At 70.0% G+C, this 17,709-nt stretch carries 17 protein-coding genes; 3 read left to right on the forward strand and 14 right to left on the reverse strand.

Features of this window, described 5'->3' with window-relative positions; all coding sequences use genetic code 11:
- Positions 1-18 precede the first annotated feature (18 nt).
- From FXO23_RS16595 to FXO23_RS16620, 6 genes are all read right to left on the reverse strand, one after another.
- Positions 19-675: a histidine phosphatase family protein gene (locus FXO23_RS16595; RefSeq protein ID WP_246257359.1), complete on the reverse strand. Its 657-nt coding sequence runs from the start codon at positions 673-675 to the stop codon at positions 19-21.
- The gene (locus FXO23_RS16600) at positions 672-1,976 is read right to left on the reverse strand and encodes an MFS transporter (protein ID WP_158885778.1); all 1,305 of its coding nucleotides are present in this window, start codon (positions 1,974-1,976) and stop codon (positions 672-674) included. The genes FXO23_RS16595 and FXO23_RS16600 overlap by 4 nt, the downstream gene beginning before the upstream one ends.
- A gap of 26 nt (positions 1,977-2,002) precedes the next feature.
- Positions 2,003-2,893, reverse strand: a complete 891-nt coding sequence (locus FXO23_RS16605; protein WP_158885780.1) for a sphingomyelin phosphodiesterase — start codon at positions 2,891-2,893, stop codon at positions 2,003-2,005.
- Between the two features lie 9 nt (positions 2,894-2,902).
- Positions 2,903-4,924, reverse strand: a complete 2,022-nt coding sequence (locus FXO23_RS16610; RefSeq protein WP_158885782.1) for a neutral/alkaline ceramidase — start codon at positions 4,922-4,924, stop codon at positions 2,903-2,905.
- A 220-nt stretch (positions 4,925-5,144) separates the two neighbouring features.
- Positions 5,145-6,170, reverse strand: a complete 1,026-nt coding sequence (locus FXO23_RS16615; protein ID WP_158885784.1) for an LLM class F420-dependent oxidoreductase — start codon at positions 6,168-6,170, stop codon at positions 5,145-5,147.
- A gap of 10 nt (positions 6,171-6,180) precedes the next feature.
- A complete protein-coding gene (locus tag FXO23_RS16620) occupies positions 6,181-7,134 on the reverse strand; it encodes an oxygenase MpaB family protein (RefSeq protein ID WP_158885786.1) in 954 nt (317 codons plus the stop codon).
- 90 nt (positions 7,135-7,224) lie between these two features.
- Here FXO23_RS16620 and FXO23_RS16625 point away from each other — a divergent pair, with 90 nt between their 5' ends.
- Complete coding sequence (locus FXO23_RS16625; RefSeq protein WP_158885788.1) at positions 7,225-7,830, forward strand: TetR/AcrR family transcriptional regulator; 606 nt, start codon at positions 7,225-7,227, stop codon at positions 7,828-7,830.
- Here the strand turns inward: FXO23_RS16625 and dmpG are convergent.
- Together dmpG and FXO23_RS16635 are read right to left on the reverse strand one after the other, a co-directional pair.
- Positions 7,821-8,858: a 4-hydroxy-2-oxovalerate aldolase gene (gene dmpG / locus FXO23_RS16630; RefSeq protein ID WP_158885790.1), complete on the reverse strand. Its 1,038-nt coding sequence runs from the start codon at positions 8,856-8,858 to the stop codon at positions 7,821-7,823. The genes FXO23_RS16625 and dmpG overlap by 10 nt on opposite strands.
- On the reverse strand, positions 8,855-9,772 hold the full coding sequence (locus FXO23_RS16635) for an acetaldehyde dehydrogenase (acetylating) (RefSeq protein ID WP_158885792.1): 918 nt from the start codon (positions 9,770-9,772) through the stop codon (positions 8,855-8,857). Before FXO23_RS16635 ends, dmpG begins: the two co-directional genes overlap by 4 nt.
- Positions 9,773-9,832: 60 nt before the next feature.
- Between FXO23_RS16635 and FXO23_RS16640 the strand changes: the two genes are divergently transcribed.
- Positions 9,833-10,582 carry an IclR family transcriptional regulator gene (locus tag FXO23_RS16640; protein WP_158885794.1) on the forward strand — a complete coding sequence of 250 codons (750 nt, stop codon included), beginning with the start codon at positions 9,833-9,835 and terminating at the stop codon, positions 10,580-10,582.
- Between the two features lie 54 nt (positions 10,583-10,636).
- Here the strand turns inward: FXO23_RS16640 and FXO23_RS16645 are convergent, their stop codons facing one another.
- Together FXO23_RS16645 and FXO23_RS16650 are read right to left on the reverse strand one after the other, a co-directional pair.
- A complete protein-coding gene (locus FXO23_RS16645; protein WP_158885796.1) occupies positions 10,637-11,422 on the reverse strand; it encodes a hypothetical protein in 786 nt (261 codons plus the stop codon).
- 288 nt (positions 11,423-11,710) lie between these two features.
- A complete protein-coding gene (locus FXO23_RS16650; protein WP_158885798.1) occupies positions 11,711-12,556 on the reverse strand; it encodes a hypothetical protein in 846 nt (281 codons plus the stop codon).
- Between the two features lie 327 nt (positions 12,557-12,883).
- Here FXO23_RS16650 and FXO23_RS16655 point away from each other — a divergent pair, with 327 nt between their 5' ends.
- The gene (locus FXO23_RS16655) at positions 12,884-13,831 is read left to right on the forward strand and encodes a LysR family transcriptional regulator (protein WP_179956792.1); all 948 of its coding nucleotides are present in this window, start codon (positions 12,884-12,886) and stop codon (positions 13,829-13,831) included.
- 12 nt (positions 13,832-13,843) lie between these two features.
- Here FXO23_RS16655 and FXO23_RS16660 read toward each other — a convergent pair whose 3' ends face one another.
- The 4 genes from FXO23_RS16660 to FXO23_RS16675 are packed head-to-tail and all read right to left on the reverse strand — an operon-like array spanning position 13,844 to position 17,532.
- Complete coding sequence (locus tag FXO23_RS16660; protein ID WP_158885800.1) at positions 13,844-15,001, reverse strand: LLM class flavin-dependent oxidoreductase; 1,158 nt, start codon at positions 14,999-15,001, stop codon at positions 13,844-13,846.
- A complete protein-coding gene (locus tag FXO23_RS16665; RefSeq protein WP_158885802.1) occupies positions 15,001-16,008 on the reverse strand; it encodes an ABC transporter substrate-binding protein in 1,008 nt (335 codons plus the stop codon). Before FXO23_RS16665 ends, FXO23_RS16660 begins: the two co-directional genes overlap by 1 nt.
- Complete coding sequence (locus tag FXO23_RS16670; protein WP_246257362.1) at positions 15,995-16,714, reverse strand: ABC transporter ATP-binding protein; 720 nt, start codon at positions 16,712-16,714, stop codon at positions 15,995-15,997. Before FXO23_RS16670 ends, FXO23_RS16665 begins: the two co-directional genes overlap by 14 nt.
- Positions 16,699-17,532, reverse strand: a complete 834-nt coding sequence (locus FXO23_RS16675) for an ABC transporter permease (RefSeq protein ID WP_179956793.1) — start codon at positions 17,530-17,532, stop codon at positions 16,699-16,701. The genes FXO23_RS16670 and FXO23_RS16675 overlap by 16 nt, the downstream gene beginning before the upstream one ends.
- Positions 17,533-17,709: the final 177 nt, after the last annotated feature.

A 17,709-nucleotide genomic window follows, 5' to 3' on the forward strand; every position in this document is an offset into this window, starting at 1 on the left:
GCCGAGCCGTATAGGACGTTATACACTCAACTCGGCGAGGTGGCTGGTGTCGCCGAGGCTGGCGACCTCGCGGTTGCGGAAGTAGCCGTCCTCGCGGAGCACCGTGATGCTCCCCGAAGCGACCCGGAAGTTGACATAGCCGACCGAATCGATCGGCATCCCGATCCACGACGCCACCACGAACGTGAGGGCGCCGCCGTGCGTCACGATGATCTGGTGCGCGCGGGGACGTTCCAGGATCGCGTCCAGGGCCGCGTAGACGCGCTGCGCGAACGCCGCCTTGGTCTCGGCGCCCGGCACCCCTTCGTGGTGCCGCATCCGATCCCCCACCGGCGGAGGCGGGACGAACCGCTGGTCCAGCCACTCCTGCGGCCTGCCCTCGGCCTCGCCGTAGGACTTCTCGCGCAGTCGCCGGTCCACGACCGGCCGCACGCCGAACAGGTCGCCCACCACGGTGGCCGTCTGCAGCGTGCGTCGCAGATCCGACGAGAACAGCTCCACGTCCGCGTCCTCGGGCACCCGGCTCCGGAGCGACTCGGCGATGGCGGCCGCCGCACGCGCACCGGCCGGGGTGAGCCGCGAGTCGTGCCATCCGCCCACCACCCGGTCGACGTGGTGGGTCGCCTCCGGGTGCGTGACGACGTGGAGGGTGCGCACCGGTTCCCGCTCGGTCACGCGCGGACCTCGAGCACGCTCTTGCGCAGCAAGGGAATCCCGCACACCACCAGGACCGCCGGGAGCAAGGTGAAGCCGAGCAGGATCGCGGTCACCGCGCTGGACGGCTGCGTCGCCAAACCGTCCACACTGGACACATAACCGCCCGCCGTGAGCACCAGCCCGAACAGGCCCGGGCCGAGCGCGAGGCCGAGGGTCTCCGACGCGGTCCACACCCCGGCCGCGACCCCGGCCCGGGTGCCTCCGGTGCGTTCCTCCTCGGCGCTGATCAGATCGGGCAGGATTGCCAGCGGGAACACCTGGATACCCGCGTACCCGACCCCGGCGAGCGCGACCAGGCAGAACGACACCCAGATCGGAAAGACCCGTGCTCCGAGTAGGCCCACCAGCGCCACCGCGAACGCGATCGACGCGGCGCGGAAACCGAAGAGCTTGCCCCACCGTGTGCCGATGCGCGGCCACACCGGCATCATCAGCAGCGCCGGGCCGACGAACCCGGCGAACAGGAACTTCTGCAGGCTCGGATCACCGAGCACGTGCCGCGCCGCGTAGCTCACTCCGGCCAGGAGCGTGGCGATGCCGAGTGCCTGGATGAAGTAGACCCCGAGCAACCAGCGGAACGGCCGCCAGGCGCGGATCGTGCTCACCAGTTCGCGCCAGCCGACCGTCTCCGGCCGCACCGCGCCGACCGGCGCACCACGGATTCCGAAAAAGACGCCGAGGGCGCCGCCGAGGATGATCAGCCCGATGACCACCCCCATGACGCGGTAACCGGCCGCCCCACCGATGCCGTCGGTAATCGCCGGTGCGCCCGCGCCGGAAACCAGGATCGCGATCGCCAGCACGCCGATGCGCCAGCTGGTCAGCTTCGTCCGCTCGTCGTACGAGTCGGTGAGTTCGGCGGGCAGCGCGTTGAACGGCACCTGGAAGAACGCGAACGCGGTGGCGCACAAGAAGAACGCCAGTACGACGTACCCGGCGTCCACCGGCACGGCGCCGAGGTCCGGCCCCGCGAACATCGCCGCGAACAGGATGGCCACCCCGATGCCGCCGAAGAGCAGGAACCGCCGCCTGCTCCCCCGCCGGGCCAGATCGGCGTCCGACAGCGTCCCGGCGAACGGGTTGAACAGGACGTCCCACGCCTTGGGCACCAGCACGATGATCCCCGCGACCGCTCCGGGCACCGCCATGGTGTCGGTCAGGTAGGGCAGCAACAGCAGCCCGGGGACCGTGCCGAAGGCGCCCGTGACGAACGATCCGAGTGAGTAGCCGAGCCTCGTCCTCGCTGCCAGCGCGGCCATGATCCTCCTCGGGGGTGCGAGCCACCCTAGTATTCGATCTCCGCCACCACCGGGTAGTGGTCGGAGGGAATCGTGTCACCGTCGTAACGCACCAGCCGCACCGGGCCGACCTCGACGCGTGGACGGTTTCCGCCGCGCAGGGTACCGAGGTAGTCCAGGCTGTCCCGATACGAGTCGCCGACGGACTTCGCGGCCAGCGGATTCGTCCGCGCGTCGAAGGTGAACTCCCCGGCGGGAACGGTGGCCAGGGCGGCACCCAGCACCGCCTCGGCCTGCTCGAGCTGACCGCGGCCCAGGCCGTCGGGCCGGGACCGCCCGGCCCGGTGTTCGATGTTCAGGTCGCCGCCGACCACCACGGGCTCGGTCGCCGGGACGTGCCGGGTGATCAGACCGCGCACCTCGGCCAGCTGCGCCAGCCGTACCCGGTGCGCCTTGCGCCGCGTGCCCGGCCCCTCGTCGGCCTGCAGGTGGGTGCCCAGCATCCAGATCGGACGATCGCGCACCAGCAGGCGGACCAGCGCGGCGCCCTTGTTGGCCAGGAAGTCGGTGGTGCGCCAGTAGGAACTGGCGAAGACCACCTGATGCCGTTCGGTCATCGGGTGCCTGCTCAGCACGGCGGCTCCCCCGCTCACCGCGAACCAGGTGATCCGGCGGTTCGCGGTGGACCCGACCGGCGCCCGGCCGACCAGCGGAGTCCGGTGCGGCCACCGGTCCGCGAGCCGGGCCAGCAGGTCCGCGGCCTGCGCGCTGAACGCCTCGGCCAGCAGCAGCACATCGGGATCGACCCGCCGGATGGTCGCCTCCGCGGCTTCGGCACGCGCCCGTTTGGCGCCCGGGTGCAGACCGCGGGGCAGTTGGCAGAGGTTGAACGCCAGCACCCGCAGCGAGGTGACGCCCGCCCCCTGCGCGGGCGTCACCGGGTTCCCCTAGGACACGACAAAGGCCCGGGACGTGCCGCGGAACGCCGTGATGGCGCCGTTCCAGCCGTTCTTCCAGTCGCCGTGGTGCACGATCCGGTACTTCCCGACCGGCGTGTTCGCCGGGATGTCCCAGGTGATGGTCGCCTTCGATTCGGCGACGAACGTGCGCGTCCAGTGGAACTTGGTGGCCCAGTCGCCATCGTCGGCATGGCGCACCCAGGCGCCGTCGACCAGGCGTTGCACCTCGAGGAACGTCTGCCCGCGGCGGAGGTTGTTCTTCGGGTGCCCGGTCACGAATTCGACCGACACCCGCTCGCCGCGCCGGTAGCTCCCCTGCGCCTCGGTCAGGACGTCCCCGAACGCCTTGAACAGCGGCGCGCTGTCGAACACGACCCCGGGCTGGAAGTTGATCAGCTTGCCGGTGAGGTCGCGGGGCGCCGGTCCGCGCTCGACCGGTCTCCCGGCGCGCATCGCGGCGGCGAGCCGGGCGAACTCCTGCTGGTAGGCGGGCAGGGTGTACCGGCCGAACAGGGTGGACGCACCCTCGTACTGCTGCGAGTCGTACTCCTCCGGCGTGGTGACGTACTGGCTGTAGGCGTTGGCATACCCCTGCATCAGCACGTTCTCCAGCGGCACACCCAGCTCCGCGGCGACCGTGCGGCGGATCCGGAGCCCGGCCACGATGGTGTACTCCGCCGGCCCGGCGACCAGATACAACTGTCCGATTCGGACGATCTGCAGCGGCAGCACCTCCGGCGCCCACGGGTACGGCTTCATCGCGCCGAACGGGACCGCGACGAGTTTGGGCGCCTGGGCGTCGGCCAGGGCACGCGGGATCGGCGCGTCGATCCCGCCGAGCCAGTCGATGAACGGGTTCTTGATGCCCTCGGGGATCGGGATGCCCGGCCCGTCCTCGGTGCTCCCGGCCAGCATGGACGCCCCGATCGCCGCGGTGCACGTGGTGTGCGGCCTGTGGTCCGGGGTGTACTTCCCGTCCACGGCCACCTTCGACATGTCCACATAGGACATCCGGTGGTCGACGCCGCCGGTGATCGCCTCGGTGGCCGAATCGTAGGCGCGCCTGGCCGCGTGGAACTGGCGCTCGCCGATGATCCGGGTGTTCTCGAACTCGTCCTCGGTCGGCCCCGAACCGGGTTTGAGGTTCAGGTTCGGGGACATGTCCCCGGAGTTGGTCTGCGGGAAGGCGGCCACGAATCCGGGCGGCCCGTCCAGGTACCGCACCCCGGCGTGGTCGTGCTCCCAGGCGTAGGCGGCGTACCCCTTGTTGTCCCCGCTGATCAGGTGGTTGGTGTTGGTCATCGAGGTGCCGTGCGTGGCGAACCAGGTGATCGCGCCGACGTCCCGCCCGCCCTGGGAGAACCGCAGGACGGTCACCGCCGGATCGATCGACAGCGGGAAGTGCGCCTTGTCCTCCGGCGGGTTCAGCTCGAACGCGGTCCGGGACCGGTTCACGCTGGCGTCGGTCAGCTCGGTGCGGCCGATCGTGATCCGGCCGGGTTTCAGGTTCCGGTGCGCGGCGGTGATCGCCTCGACGATCCCGGACACCACGGCCTCGTAGACCTGCTCCTGGAACCCGAGAATCGAGAGGTCGTAGGCCGCGTAGTGCGAGTCGCCCCCGCACGCCGAATGCGTGTGCGTCGCGTTGAGCAGCACGTTCTGCTCGGTGTAGAGCGAGCCGAACTCCCCGGCCAGCCGCGCGAGCACACCCTGGTGCACGGACTGGAAGATCGCGCCGAGATCGGCGTTGACGAACACGATCCGCTTCACACCGGCCGCCACGAGGTAGGCCCGCGCCCGGGTGCGCAGGTGGATGCCCGCGGTCTGCTGCTGCGGCATGGAGTAGCCCATCATGCCGTTCTCGGCCGCGGGACCGGTCACGTCCGCGATGCCGCAGCCGACCAGGTACTCGTCCGCCCCCTGCGCGGCCGCGGCGGACGGCGCGAGCAGCCCGGCCGCCAGCGGAACGCTCGCCGCACCCGCCAGCACCTGCCTCCGCGTGACCGGCACTGCCCACCTCCCCACGAATATGAACCACATTCACATTCAATGTTGGAGGAACACTACGTGATCCGCTTCACCACGCCAAGGGCCCGCCGCGAGTTCCCCGTTCTGGTCGCGTGTGTTCCCCGTTTCGGTAGCCCGAGTTCCCCGTTACGGGAGTTGGCGGGTATCAGATGGGGCTTTCGGTGCGCGCCACGCACCGAAAGCGGCATTGGGGTTGGCGCGGTTACGAGATCGCTTCGGTGACGGCGCGGAGGGTGGCGGCGTCGCCGCGCAGCAGCAACGTGGTGACCACGGTTTCCTCCCACGCGGCCAGTTCGTCGCGGATCTTCGCGGCGGGGCCGATGAGCGCGATGTCCTCGACCAGCGAGGTGGGGATGGCCGCGGTCGCGTCCGCCTTGTGCCCGGCCAGGTAAAGCTCCTGCACCTTGTCCGCCACGTCCTCATATCCCATCCGGGCGAACACGTCGTGGTGGAAGTTGACGCTCTTCGCCCCCATCCCGCCGATGTAGAGCGCGAGCGACGGGCGGATCAGATCGGCCGCCGTCTCGACGTCGTCGTGCACGATCACCGGCGCCGAGGCGGCGACTTCGAAATCGTCCCGGGTCCGGCGGGCGCCGGGGCGCGCGAAGCCCTCGTCCAGGGCGGCCCGGTAGAAGGCGTCGCTCTTCGGGGAGAAGAACAGCGGCAGCCAGCCGTCGCAGATCTCCGCGGACAGGGCCACGTTCTTCGGCCCCTCGGCGGCGAGGTAGATCGGGATCTCCGTGCGCAGCGGGTGCACGGTGGACTTCAGCGGTTTGCCGAGCCCGGTGCCGCCCCGCAGCGGCAACTGGAAGAACTCGCCGTCCAGGGTCACCGGCGCCTCGCGGGCGACGACCTTCCGCACGATCTCGACGTATTCGCGGGTCCGGGCCAGCGGCCGCGGATAGGACTGCCCGTACCAGCCCTCGACCACCTGGGGGCCGGACGCGCCCAGGCCGAGGACGAACCGGCCGCCGGAGAGGTGGTCCAAGGTGAGCGCGCTCATCGCGGTGGCGGTCGGGGTGCGCGCCGACATCTGCACGATGTTCGTGCCGAGCTTGATCCGCGAGGTCGCGGCGCCCCACCAGGCGAGCGGGGTGAACGCGTCCGAGCCGTACCCCTCGGCGGTCCAGACCGAATCGAAACCGAGCTGCTCGGCGGCCACGATGGCGTCGAGCGCGCCGTCCGGCGGCCCGGCCGACCAATAGCCGATGTGGTAGCCCAGTTTCATAGACCGCTCCTTAGACCTCGGGTGAATAGTGCGTCGGTGAGTCCCGCTCGTCCAGCGGGGGCAGGTTGCGCCGCGGGGTTTCGACCAGCGGGGCGTCCGCCGCGACCTCGCCGCGGACTCGTCGCCAGCCCGCCCGTGCCCGGGGGTGGTAGCGGCGGTCGTGCGGCACCAGCTTGAACACCAGGTTGATGAGCCGCCCGACCCGGCGGTGCCGCCGCGCGTCCCGCGCCGTCCAGGTGAACCCGAGCCGGTCCCGGATCGCCTGGTCGTACAGGCCGACCGTGAGCCAGACGAAGTTCCGGGCCACCGTGCCGCGTACCAACTTCCAGACGAATTCCGGCAGCCACGGCAACCAGTTCGGCTTGGCGATCTCGCCGATGTCCAGCACGTCCCGGGTCGCCTTGTTGTCCTCGAGCACCTCGGTGCACATGTGGTGCCAGTACTCCTGGAACTCCTCCCAGGACTTCGGCACCGGGCGCATGCTCATGTCGTACATCCGGTACCACTGGATGTGCTCGTCGAACAGCTTCCGCTTCTCGGCCTCGCCGATCCCGCCCATGAAGTGGTCGGCGATCAGGATCGTGCTCACGAAGAACGTGGAATGCGCCCAGTAGTAGGTGTCCGGGTTGAGGGCGTGGTACCTGCGCCCCTTCTTGTCCACGCCTTTGATGGTGTCGTGGTAGCCGCGGACCCGCAGTGCCGTCTGATGGGCGCGCGGACCGTCGTAGACCACGCCGCCGATCGGGTACAGCGAGCGGAACAGCCGCTGCCAGCGCTCCTTGAAGAACTGCGAATGCTCCTCGACGCCCGCCCCCAGCTCGGGGTGCATGTTCTGCATGGACCCGGCCCACAGCGCGATCAGCAGGCCGCGCCAGTCGCCGAAGTACTTCCAGGTCAGCGAGTCGGGACCGAGCGGCTCCGGTTCCGCCCGCTGCCGCGTTCCACGTTCATCCAGCTGCGTCATGTCCCGGACTCTCCTCGCTGAGAACGAAGTGACTACACCCGTTGTCAGACTAGGGTTGACAACGGGCGCAGTCAACCAAGGAGAGATCGGATGCCGACCGGAAGCCGGACCTGGGGTGGGACCACGCTGACCGATCGCAAGGCGGCGCGCCGTGAGCAGTTGCTCGCGGCCGGGCTGGACCTGCTCGGCAACGAGGGCATCCCGGCGGTGAGCGTGCGCGCGGTGTGCCGCCACGCGAAGCTCACCGAGCGGTACTTCTACGAGAGCTTCGCCGACCGCGAGGAACTCGTGCTCGCGGTCTACGAGGGCGTCGCCGCGCAGGCGCACCAGGCGCTGGTGGACGCGGTGCCGGACAGCAGCCGCGACCCCGAGGTGCGCGCCGAGGCCGCGGTGACCGCGTTCGTGGAGCTGATGCTGGACGATCCGCGCAAGGGTCGGGTGCTGCTGCTCGCCCCGACCACCGATCCGACGCTGTCCGCGCGCGGGGTTTCGCTGCTGCCCGCGTTCGCCGCGCTCGTTCGCGAGCAGTTGCCCACCCGGACCAGCGAACTGGACCGCGAGATGACCGCGATCGGGCTGGTCGGCGCGCTCGCGAACCTGTTCATCGCCTACCTCAACGGAACCCTGGAAGTCAGCCGCGAGCAGCTGATCGCGCACTGCGTCCGCCTGCTCAGCCGGGCGGAGACTCATTCCTGATCTCGCTCCGCGGCCAGTTGCAGCGCGATGTCGATGATCATGTCTTCCTGGCCGCCGACGTATTTCCGCGCGCCCACCCGGTAGAGGATCTCGTGCGCGGGGACGCCGTAGCGTTCGGCGGCGCGCTCGGCGTGCAGCAGGAAGCTGGAGTACACCCCGGCGAACCCCTGCACGATCGAGGACCGGTCCATCACCGGCAGCCGGGTGATGTACGGCTTCACCACGTTCTCCGCGGCGTCCATCAGGACGTCCTTGTCCACACCGGTGGTGATCCCGAGGCGTTCGAAGGTCGCGGCGAGCACCTCGGTCGGCGAATTGCCCGCCCCCGCCCCGAGCGCGACGAGGGAACCGTCGATCTGGCGGGCGCCCGCGCGGTACCCGAGCACCGAGTTCGCCACGCCGAAGCTCAGGTTCTGGTGCCCGTGGTAGCCGACCTGCGCCTGATCGCCGAACTCGGCGACGAGTGCGGCGATCCGGTCGGCGGCCTCCTCCAGGATCAGCGCGCCCGCCGAATCGACCACGTAGACGCACTGGCAGCCCGCGTCGACCATGATCCGGCCCTGTTTCGCCAGCGCGTCCGGTGTGGACATATGCGACAGCATCAGGAAACCCACGGTCTCCAGGCCGAGTTCGCGCGCCGCGCTGAAATGCTGGATCGACACGTCCGCCTCGGTGCAGTGCGTCGCGATCCGCACCGCGCCGACGCCGAGGTCGGCGGCGGCCTTGAGGTCGGTGACCGTGCCGAGACCGGGCAGCAGCAGCACGGCGATCTTCGCGCGTTTCGCCTCGTCGACCGCGGCGGCGATCAGCTTGCGCTCGTCGACCAGGGAGAACCCGTAGTTGAACGTCGACCCACCGAGGCCGTCGCCGTGGGTCACCTCGATCAGGGACACGCCCGCGCTGTCCAGTGCGCGCACGGTGTCGCGGACGTTCTCCTCGGTGAACTGGTGGGCCATCGCGTGGCTGCCGTCGCGCAGGGTGGTGTCGACGATCCGGACCTCGCGCTCGACGTCGTCCCAAGTGCTCACGCCGACACCTTCTTCCCACTCACGATCCGCTCGCCGAGCAACTCGCCGACCCGCGCCGCGGCGGCCGTCATGATGTCCAGGTTTCCCGCGTAGGTCGGCAGATAGTCGCCGTTGCCCGCGACTTCCAGGAACACCGCGACCCGCGCCTTCCCGTTCCACCCCGGGCGCGGCTCGTCGTACTGCGGTTCGGCCTTGAGCGTGTAGCCCGGCACATACACCTGGACGTCGGCGACCATGCGGTGGATCGACTCGGTGATCGCATCGCGGTCGGCGTCCGGATCGATCGCGCAGAACACGGTGTCCCGCATGATCATCGGCGGCTCGACCGGGTTGATGATGATGATCGCCTTGCCGCGCGCCGCGCCGCCGACCTCCTCGATCCCGCGCGCGGTGGTCTCGGTGAACTCGTCGATGTTCGCCCGGGTCCCCGGACCGGCCGAACGGGACGACACCGACGCGACGATCTCCGCGTAGGGCACCGGCGTCACCCGGGACACCGCGTGCACGATCGGGATCGTCGCCTGCCCGCCGCAGGTGATCATGTTGACGTTCGGCGCGTCCACATAGGACGGAAGGTTCACCGCCGGACAGGTGAACGGGCCGATCGCCGCCGGGGTGAGGTCGATCGCCTGGATGTTCGCCTCCGCGTACCGCGGGGCGTTGGCCAGATGCGCCTTGGCCGAGGTCGCCTCGAACACCAGGTCGGGCCGGACGTCCCGGGTGAGCAGCCAGTCCACGCCCTCCGCGGACGCCTCCAGCCCGAGTTCGGCCGCCCGGGCGAGCCCGTCGGAGGCCGGGTCCACGCCGACCATGTACCGCACGTCCACCACCTGGCTGCGGCGCAACTTCGCGAGCAGGTCGGTGCCGATGTTCCCGGGGCCGACGATCGCGGCCACCGCCTTCTGCTGCCCCATACTGGTCTCCCGTGTCGAGTCCCCTCCACGGTGGACCCCGGCATGGGGCACAATCCAGCCATGTGTGCCGCTGAGCGGAACGACGACGGGGCGACCGCCGCCCGTCTGACCGCGTTGCTGACCGCCTTCCGGCCGGGGGACGACGCGCTGGGCGTCTCCGAACTCGCCCGCCGGACCACGTTGCCGAAATCGAGCGTGCACCGGCTGGTCGGCCACCTGGTCGCGCACGGGCTGCTGGAACGGGAACGCACCTCGGTCCGGCTCGGACTGAAGCTCTTCGAAATCGGCCAGCTCGCCACCCGGCAGCGCGGCCTGGTCGACTCCGCCCGCCCGCATCTGGCCGATCTGCGGGAAGCCACCCGCAACACGGTGCACCTGGCCGTACTGGAGGGCACCGAGGTGGTGTACCTGGACATCCTGCGCGGGGCGGACGCACCCAATCTGCCGTCCCGGATCGGCGGCCGCTTCCCCGCGCACGCCACCGGCGTCGGCAAGGCGATCCTCGCCTTCTCCCCCGATTCGGTGCTGGACAAGGTGCTGGCGGCCGGGTTGCCCAGGATCGGCCCGCGCACGATCACCGCGCCCGGACTGCTCCGGCGCCAGCTGACCAAGGTGCGGGCGGAAGGGGTCGCCTACGAACGCGAGGAATCGCGCACCGGGGTGATCTGCGCGGCGAGCCCGGTGCTCGACCGGGGCGGCCGGGCGGTCGCGGCCATTTCCCTGTCCGGCTGGAGCAACCGGATGCGCGTCGACCGGATCGCGCCCGCGGTCCGCACCGCCGCGCTCGCGCTTTCCAGGTCACTGGGATAGCGACGGGCGTGCGGGAGCACCTGGCTCCCGCACGCCCGTCGAGGAATGCGCGAATCAGCCGAGCAGGCGGGTGTTACCCCAGCCCCCGTCCTGGATCCCGGGGTGGTAGTTGTCGTTCTCCACCCACTTCCACTGGACGAGGGTGCCGTCGTGGCGCACCGACACGAACGAGTCGGCGACCCCGCCGGGCCCCAGCAACCGGACGTTGTCCCAGCCGCCCATGAGCACGCCACCCTGGACGTAACCCTCGGGCGGGATTCCCCAGATCGACAGCTGCCCCTGCGCGTCGGTCTCGACGAACTGGGCGTAGTCGTTGGTGCCGGCGATCTGCTTGGCGTTCTGCCAGCCGTAGCCGAGCGTCCGGCCGTGCTTGAAACCAGCGGTCTCGTCGCCCAGCCAGAGCTCGAGCTGGCCGCCGGTGGTGACCTCGACGAAGTCGACCAGGTTGTCCCCGTTGACCTCGCCCACGCCCGCGATCAGCTTGGCGTTGTCCCAACCGCCCATGATGTCGCCGCCGAAGTGCAGGGAGTACCCGTTCTGGACGTCGATCAGCCAGATGCGGAGAACACCGTTCTTCACTTCGAGGAATCCGCCGCCACCCGAGATGAGCGCCACCTGGGAGGTGCTTTCCCAGCCCCCGCCGAGGGGGTGCCCGACGAACCCGGACTCCGTGTGCTCGTAGAACCACAGCGAGCCGTCGTAACGAATCTGCAGGAAGCCCGGCTGACCGTCGATGGACCTCGTGCTCACGCCCTTTCCGGCGTCGAGAGCGCGATCGACCACGCCCGCCGCGGAACCGGCTGCGGCATTGGCGGTGCCGGTAAGCGACAGCAATGCCACCGCGAGCACGGAAGTGACGGCCGTCCAAAAGCCGCGTCTCCGCGCTCCATTACGTGAACTTCTCACCAAACCTCCCAGATTTATCCGGCCCTGTTGGGCCTGCCGGAAATCTAGCGGATTCCGGGGAGAACCTCAGCCCATTTTCACAACCGGAGCGCGGACAGTTTCGAACGTCACACCGGGCAGCCCCCGCGCGCTACCAGGCAATTCAACTCAATTCAACGATTCAACGGAAAAGGTGTGCGGGGACCATTCCGCCCCCGCACACCCGGTCAGCAGTTCCGATTGTCAGCCGAGCACCCGGGCGTTACCCCAGCCGCCGTCCTGATAAGTCGGATGGAACCCCTCGGTTTCGTTCCATTCCCATTGGACCAGCTGGCCGTCGTAGCGCACCGACACGAAGGACGGACCCACGCCACCCGGGCCGAGCAGCCGGACATTACCCCAACCCCCCATGACAACCCCGCCTTCGGCATAACCCGTCGGCGGAATGCCCCAGGCGTGGAGGTTCCCCGCATAATCGGTTTCCACGAATACGCTTGAGTCGTCGGTCCCCGCGATCTGCTTGGCGTTCTGCCAGCCGTACCCCAAGGTGCGATCGAAGACGAACGTCGTCGCGTTGGGATCGTAACGCCACAGGTTGAGCTCGCCACTGGCGGTGACCACCACGAAGTCGACCCACCCGTCACCAGTGGCGTCACCGACACCAGTGATCAACCGGGCGTTCTCCCAGCCGTAACCCCCGTCCCGGTCGAACCGGAGCTGGTACCCCCCGCTCGTCTTGTCGACCACCCACAGGCGAAGCACATTCCCCTTCGTTTCCACGAAGGCGCGGTCGGCCACGAGGGCGACGTTGGAGGTGTTCTCCCAGCCGCCCCCGAGGGAGTGCCCGGTGAATCCTGAACCCGTGTGCGCGTAGCGCCAAAGCTGTCCGTTGTCCCGAATCTGGTAGAAGTCCGGCGATCCGGCTACCGATTGGGCACTGGCCCCCTTTCCGGTACTCGAAGCTACCCGGAACGCATCGGAATCGGGCTTGGCTTCGTTACCGGGACTGGCATTCGCGGTGCCGGAAAGCGCCAGGAATGCCGACGCGAGCACGGCGACCGCGGCCGTCCACAGACCGGGTCTTCGCACTCCATTACGTGAACTTCTCACAAAACCTCCCCATGTTTTTCACGGCCTCGAGTGGGCCTGCGGAGAAGTTATCGGATTCCGCAAAACCCCGGCAGCGTCCGAACAGCCCATTCCGCACATCCCGTTCGCCGTGCCGCCGACCGCCGGGACTCCCCCGCGCACTTCCCATCAGCGGATTCAACACCGCTCAAGAAAAATTCAACCCGCCCGCAAGTGGTCCGCCGCCGGATCACTTTTCGGCCACTACGCGGGGCGTGCCCGAACGATCACCAGCGGCCCCGGCCTGTCCGGCTGCCCGGCGCCGGTCGCGACCGATACCGTAATGACATGGATCGGCTGGAAACCCGGGAGCTGGCGTACTTCGTCGCGGTGGCCGAAGAACTGCATTTCGGACGCGCCGCCGAACGGCTGGGAATAGCGCAGCCGCCGCTGTCGCGAGCGATCAAGCAGCTCGAACGCCGGCTCGGGGTGGAACTGCTGCGGCGCAGCAGCCGCCGGGTCGAGCTCACCGAGGCCGGTGCGGTGCTGCTGCACGAGGGGACCAAGGCGCTGGACACCGTCGCCGCGGCCGCGCGCCGGGCCCGCCGCGCCGGGCAGGCCGGTCGGCGGCTGGTGCTGGCGCTGAAGCCGGGAATCGACGGCGACCTGCTGCCGGAGATCCTCGCCGCCTACGAGTCCGATCCGGACGCGGTGCCGGTGGAGGTGCTCGTCTGCGGCGCCGGTGAACAGGTGGCGGCGCTGCGGGACGGCCGAGCCGACCTCGCGCTGGTCCCCGGCACCGACCGCGACCTGACCGGGTTCGATCAGGAAGAACTCCTGCGCGAACGGCAGATCGCCGTGCTCCCGCGCCGGCACCGGTTCGCCGGCCGCGCGGCCCTTCGACTGTCCGATCTGGACGGTGAGCCGATGCCCTACCGGCCGAGCCGGACCACCGCCGCCACCGGTCCGGACATCCGGGACGCCGGTCAGCTGATGCAGCTCATCGCGCTCGGGCGGGTGATCGCCGTGCTCCCCGAATCGATGCTCGATCACCTGCGGCACGATCTGGTCGGCGTTCCCGTGCTCGACGCCGAACCGACCGCGGTGCTGATCGCCTGGCCGGAGGACAGCCGCTCTCGGCCGCTCGCCGCCTTCGTCCGGATCGCCACCCGCGTCAGCGCGAACAGCCACACCGCCGGGACGCCGAACAACCCGGCCACCCGGGTGATTTCGTCGTGCGGCCGGGAATTCGGGTACCGCGATCACACGGTGCCGCACGGCCCGCGGGCCGAATAGGTCAGGAACGGTTCACAACGCGGCGACGTTGCGTTCCGGATGCGCGCCCTGCCGCAGCACCGGCACGCCGTCGAGCAGGCCGCGCCGGGCGAGTTCCGGGCGGACGCCCTCGCCGAACCAGTACGCCTCCTCCAGATGCGGATAACCGGAGAGCACGAACTCCTCGACGCCGATCGCGTGGTACTCCTCGATCAGCTCGGCCACCTCCGCGTGGCTGCCGACAAGTGAGGTGCCCGCGCCGCCGCGGACCAGGCCGACCCCGGCCCACAACCCGGGATGGATTTCCAACCCGCGCACACCCCGGTCCAGACCACCGCCGTGCAACGCGACCATCCGCTGCTGCCCGACGGATTCGCTCGCCGCCAGTTGCCGCTGCGCCTTCTCCACCTGTTCCGGGCTCAGCGCGTCCAGCAGCTTCTGCGCCTCGGTCCAGGCCTCGGCGGAGGTGTCCCGGGAAATGGTGTGCAGCCGGATGCCGAACCGGATCTTCCGCCCGGCCGCCGCGGCGAGTTCGCGCACCTTGCCGATCTTCTCGGCGACCTGCGCGGGCGGTTCGCCCCAGGTGAGGTAGACGTCGGCGTGCCGCGCGGCGACCGGGAGGGCGGCGGGCGACGAGCCGCCGAAGTACAGCGGCGGCAACGGATCCGGCGAGGCCAGGTTAGTCGCCCCGGCCACGCGCAGGTGCTCGCCTTCGAAGTCGAACGGCTTCCCGGACCAGATCCCGCGCACGATGGTGAGGAACTCATCGGTGCGCGCGTACCGCTGGTCGTGATCGTGCCAGTCGCCGAACCGGCGCTGCTCGACCGCGTCCCCGCCGGTGACGATGTTGAGCAGCAGGCGCCCGCCGGAGATCCGCTGGTAGGTGCCCGCCATCTGCGCGGCCAGCGTCGGCGAGAGCACGCCCGGCCGGAACGCGACGAGGAACTTGAGCCGCCGGGTCTCGCGGATCAGGGCGGCCGTGCTGAGCCAGGCATCCTCGCACCACGTGCCGGTGGGGGTCAGCGCGCCTTCGAACCCGAGTTGCTCGGCGGCGCGGGCGATCTGCGCGAGGTATTCGATGTCCGGATCGCGCTGCGCGGCCGGGCCCTGGGACCGGTTGGCGTGGAAGCGCTCCACGATCGTCCGCCCGTCACCGGAGGTCGGCAGGAACCAGTGCAGTTTCACGCTCATCAGTTGCTCCTCGCGGCATCGAGATCGGGGACGAACCGGCGGTCGACGAACTTCGCGAAGTCGACCTTGCCGGGCAGCGTCTTGTCTTCGCCGAACGCGTCGGCCAACTCCTGTTCGGACTTCACCACCTGGTCGTCGAACGGCACCGGCAGTTCGACCCCGCGTTGGGTGGCGGCCTGGGCGACCTCGGGTTTGAGCCCGGTCTCGGCCGCCCACACCCGCGCCCATTCCGCGCGATGCGTTTCCGCCCAGCGCTGGGCGTGCGCGACCCGGGTGACGTAGTCCCGGATCGCCGAGTTCCGCCCGGCGTCGGCGAGGGCGGCCTTCGAAGCGACCTGGAAGACGTACCCGTTCGTGGTGTCCCTGCCGTCGGCGAGCACACGGGCCCGCGACTCCAACTGGGCCTGCGCGGTGTAGGGATCCCAGACCGCCCACGCGTCGATCTGGTGCTGGTTGAAGGCCGCGTACGCCTCCGACGGCTGCAGGAAGGACAGCTTCACGTCCTTTGTGGACAGTCCGTTCGCGCGCAGGGTGTAGAGGATCTGACCGTGCGCCGAGCTGCCCTTGGCGACCCCGATGGTCTTCCCGCGCAGCTCGCTCACCTGCTTGAGCGGCGAATCGGCGGGCACCAGGATCGCGTCGTCCGCCACCGGGGCCTTCGCCGGGCTGATCACCGCGATCTTCGCGTTCGCCGCGGCGGCGAAGATCGGCGGCGTGTTGCCGACCCGGCCGAGATCGATGGCGCCCGCGGACGCGGCCTCGAGCAGCGGCGGGCCCGAGGTGAAGGTCGACCATTCGATCTGGTACGGCACGTCCTTCAGCAGGCCCGCCGCGGTGAGCAGCGATTTCACCCCGCCCTTCTGGTCGCCGACCTTCAGGGTGACCTTGGCCAGCTCCGCCGGGCTCACCGGGGCGGGCACCGGATCGCCGCCCGATCCGGTCGACGTGCCGCAGCCGGTCACCGCGAGCGCCACGGTCGCCGCGGCGAGCAGGTTACGCAGTCGCATGATCGGTCACTCCCAGATCGGCCAGCACCTTCGTGCGGACGTCGACGTGGTCGGCGAGCCGCCGGGGCCGGGGGTGGGCGAGGACGTGTTCGGCGACGATGTGGCCCTCGCCGAGCACCAGCACCCGGTCCGCGAGCAGCAGGGCTTCGTCGACGTCATGGGTCACCAGCAGGACGGCCGGGCGGTGGCGCTGCCAGAGGTCTTCGACCAGCCGGTGCATCGCGAGCCTGGTCAGCGCGTCCAGGGCGCCGAACGGCTCGTCGAGCAGCAGCAGGTCCGGTTCGCGCACCAGCGCCCGGGCCAGCGACAGCCGCTGCGCCTCGCCGCCGGACAGGGTGCCCGGCCACTTGTCGGCGTGGGCGGCGAGCCGGACCTCCTCCAGCGCCCGGATCGCCAGGTCGCGGTTCGCGTCCGGTCGGTGCAGGCCGAGCACCACGTTGCGCCAGACCTTGCGCCAGGGCAGCAGCCGCGGCTGCTGGAAGGCGACCGACACCGTGCCGCGCACCGCGGCCCGGCCTTCGATCTCGGCGTCCAGCCCGGCGAGCACCCGCAACAGGGTGGACTTCCCGGAGCCGCTGCGGCCGAGCAGCGCGACGAACTCGCCGCGCTCGATGCCGAGGTCCAATTCGGACAGAACGGCGCGGTCGCCGAACCGCTTGGTCAGGCCGCGGACCTCGACCGCCGGTTCGGTCACCGCGCCCGCCACCGCAGGGCCCTCCGTTCGATCAGGCGTACCAGGGCATCGGTGACGAGCCCGAGGATCGCGTAGACCACGAGCCCGACGACGATCACGTCCGTGCGCAGGAACTCGCGGGCGTTGTTGATCAGGTAGCCGAGTCCGGCGTCGGCGTTGACGGTCTCCCCCACGATCAGCGCCAGCCACGCCATCCCGAGCGATTGCCGGAGGCCGACCAGGGTCTGCGGCAACGCACCGGGCAGGACGACGTGCCACAGGCGTTCGGCGCGGGTGAACCCGAGTGCGCGGGTGGCTTCGATCAGCTGGTCGTCGACGTGGCGAATGCCCGAATGCGTGTTCAGGTACAGGGGAAACGCGACGCCGAGTGCCACCAGGGCGATCTTGGGTTCCTCGCCGATGCCGAACCACAGGATGAACAGCGGGATCAGGCCGAGGAACGGCAGTGTGCGCAGCATCTGCACGGGCGGGTCGACCAGCACCTCGCCCCACCGGGACAGGCCGGCGACGATCCCGAGCAGCAGCCCGGCGGCCGCGCCGATGAGGAACCCGGCGCCGACCCGGCTCGGCGAGACGGAGAACGCGACGCCGAGTTCGCCGTCGCGCGCCACCTCGATCCCGGCTTGGAGCACCGTCCACGGCGAGCTCAGTTTCTCCGGCGGCAGGAGCCCGGTGCCGCTGGCGAGCTGCCACAGCAGGACGAGTGCCACCGGGCTGATCCACCGGCGCAGGTCGATGCGCCGCCGGATTCGCTTACGTGGTAAGGCGGATGGGGGTTCGCCGGTGGCCGGACTCGGACGTGCCAGGACGCCCGTGGTGGAAATCGACACGGATTTCTCCCGGGAAGAAGGCAGGGTTGCTCGGGGCGGCTATCGGGAAGCCGGACAGATCGCGCTCGCCTGCTGCCGGAGATCGACATGCAGCCGGTGCACCAGGTCAGCGCCGCGCTTCATGCCACGGAGTTTTCAGCCCACGATCGGATGATGTCAACGAACGGACGGACAGTC

Origin of the sequence: Amycolatopsis anabasis, assembly GCF_009765355.1 — a bacterium.
GTDB lineage: Bacteria > Actinomycetota > Actinomycetes > Mycobacteriales > Pseudonocardiaceae > Amycolatopsis > Amycolatopsis anabasis.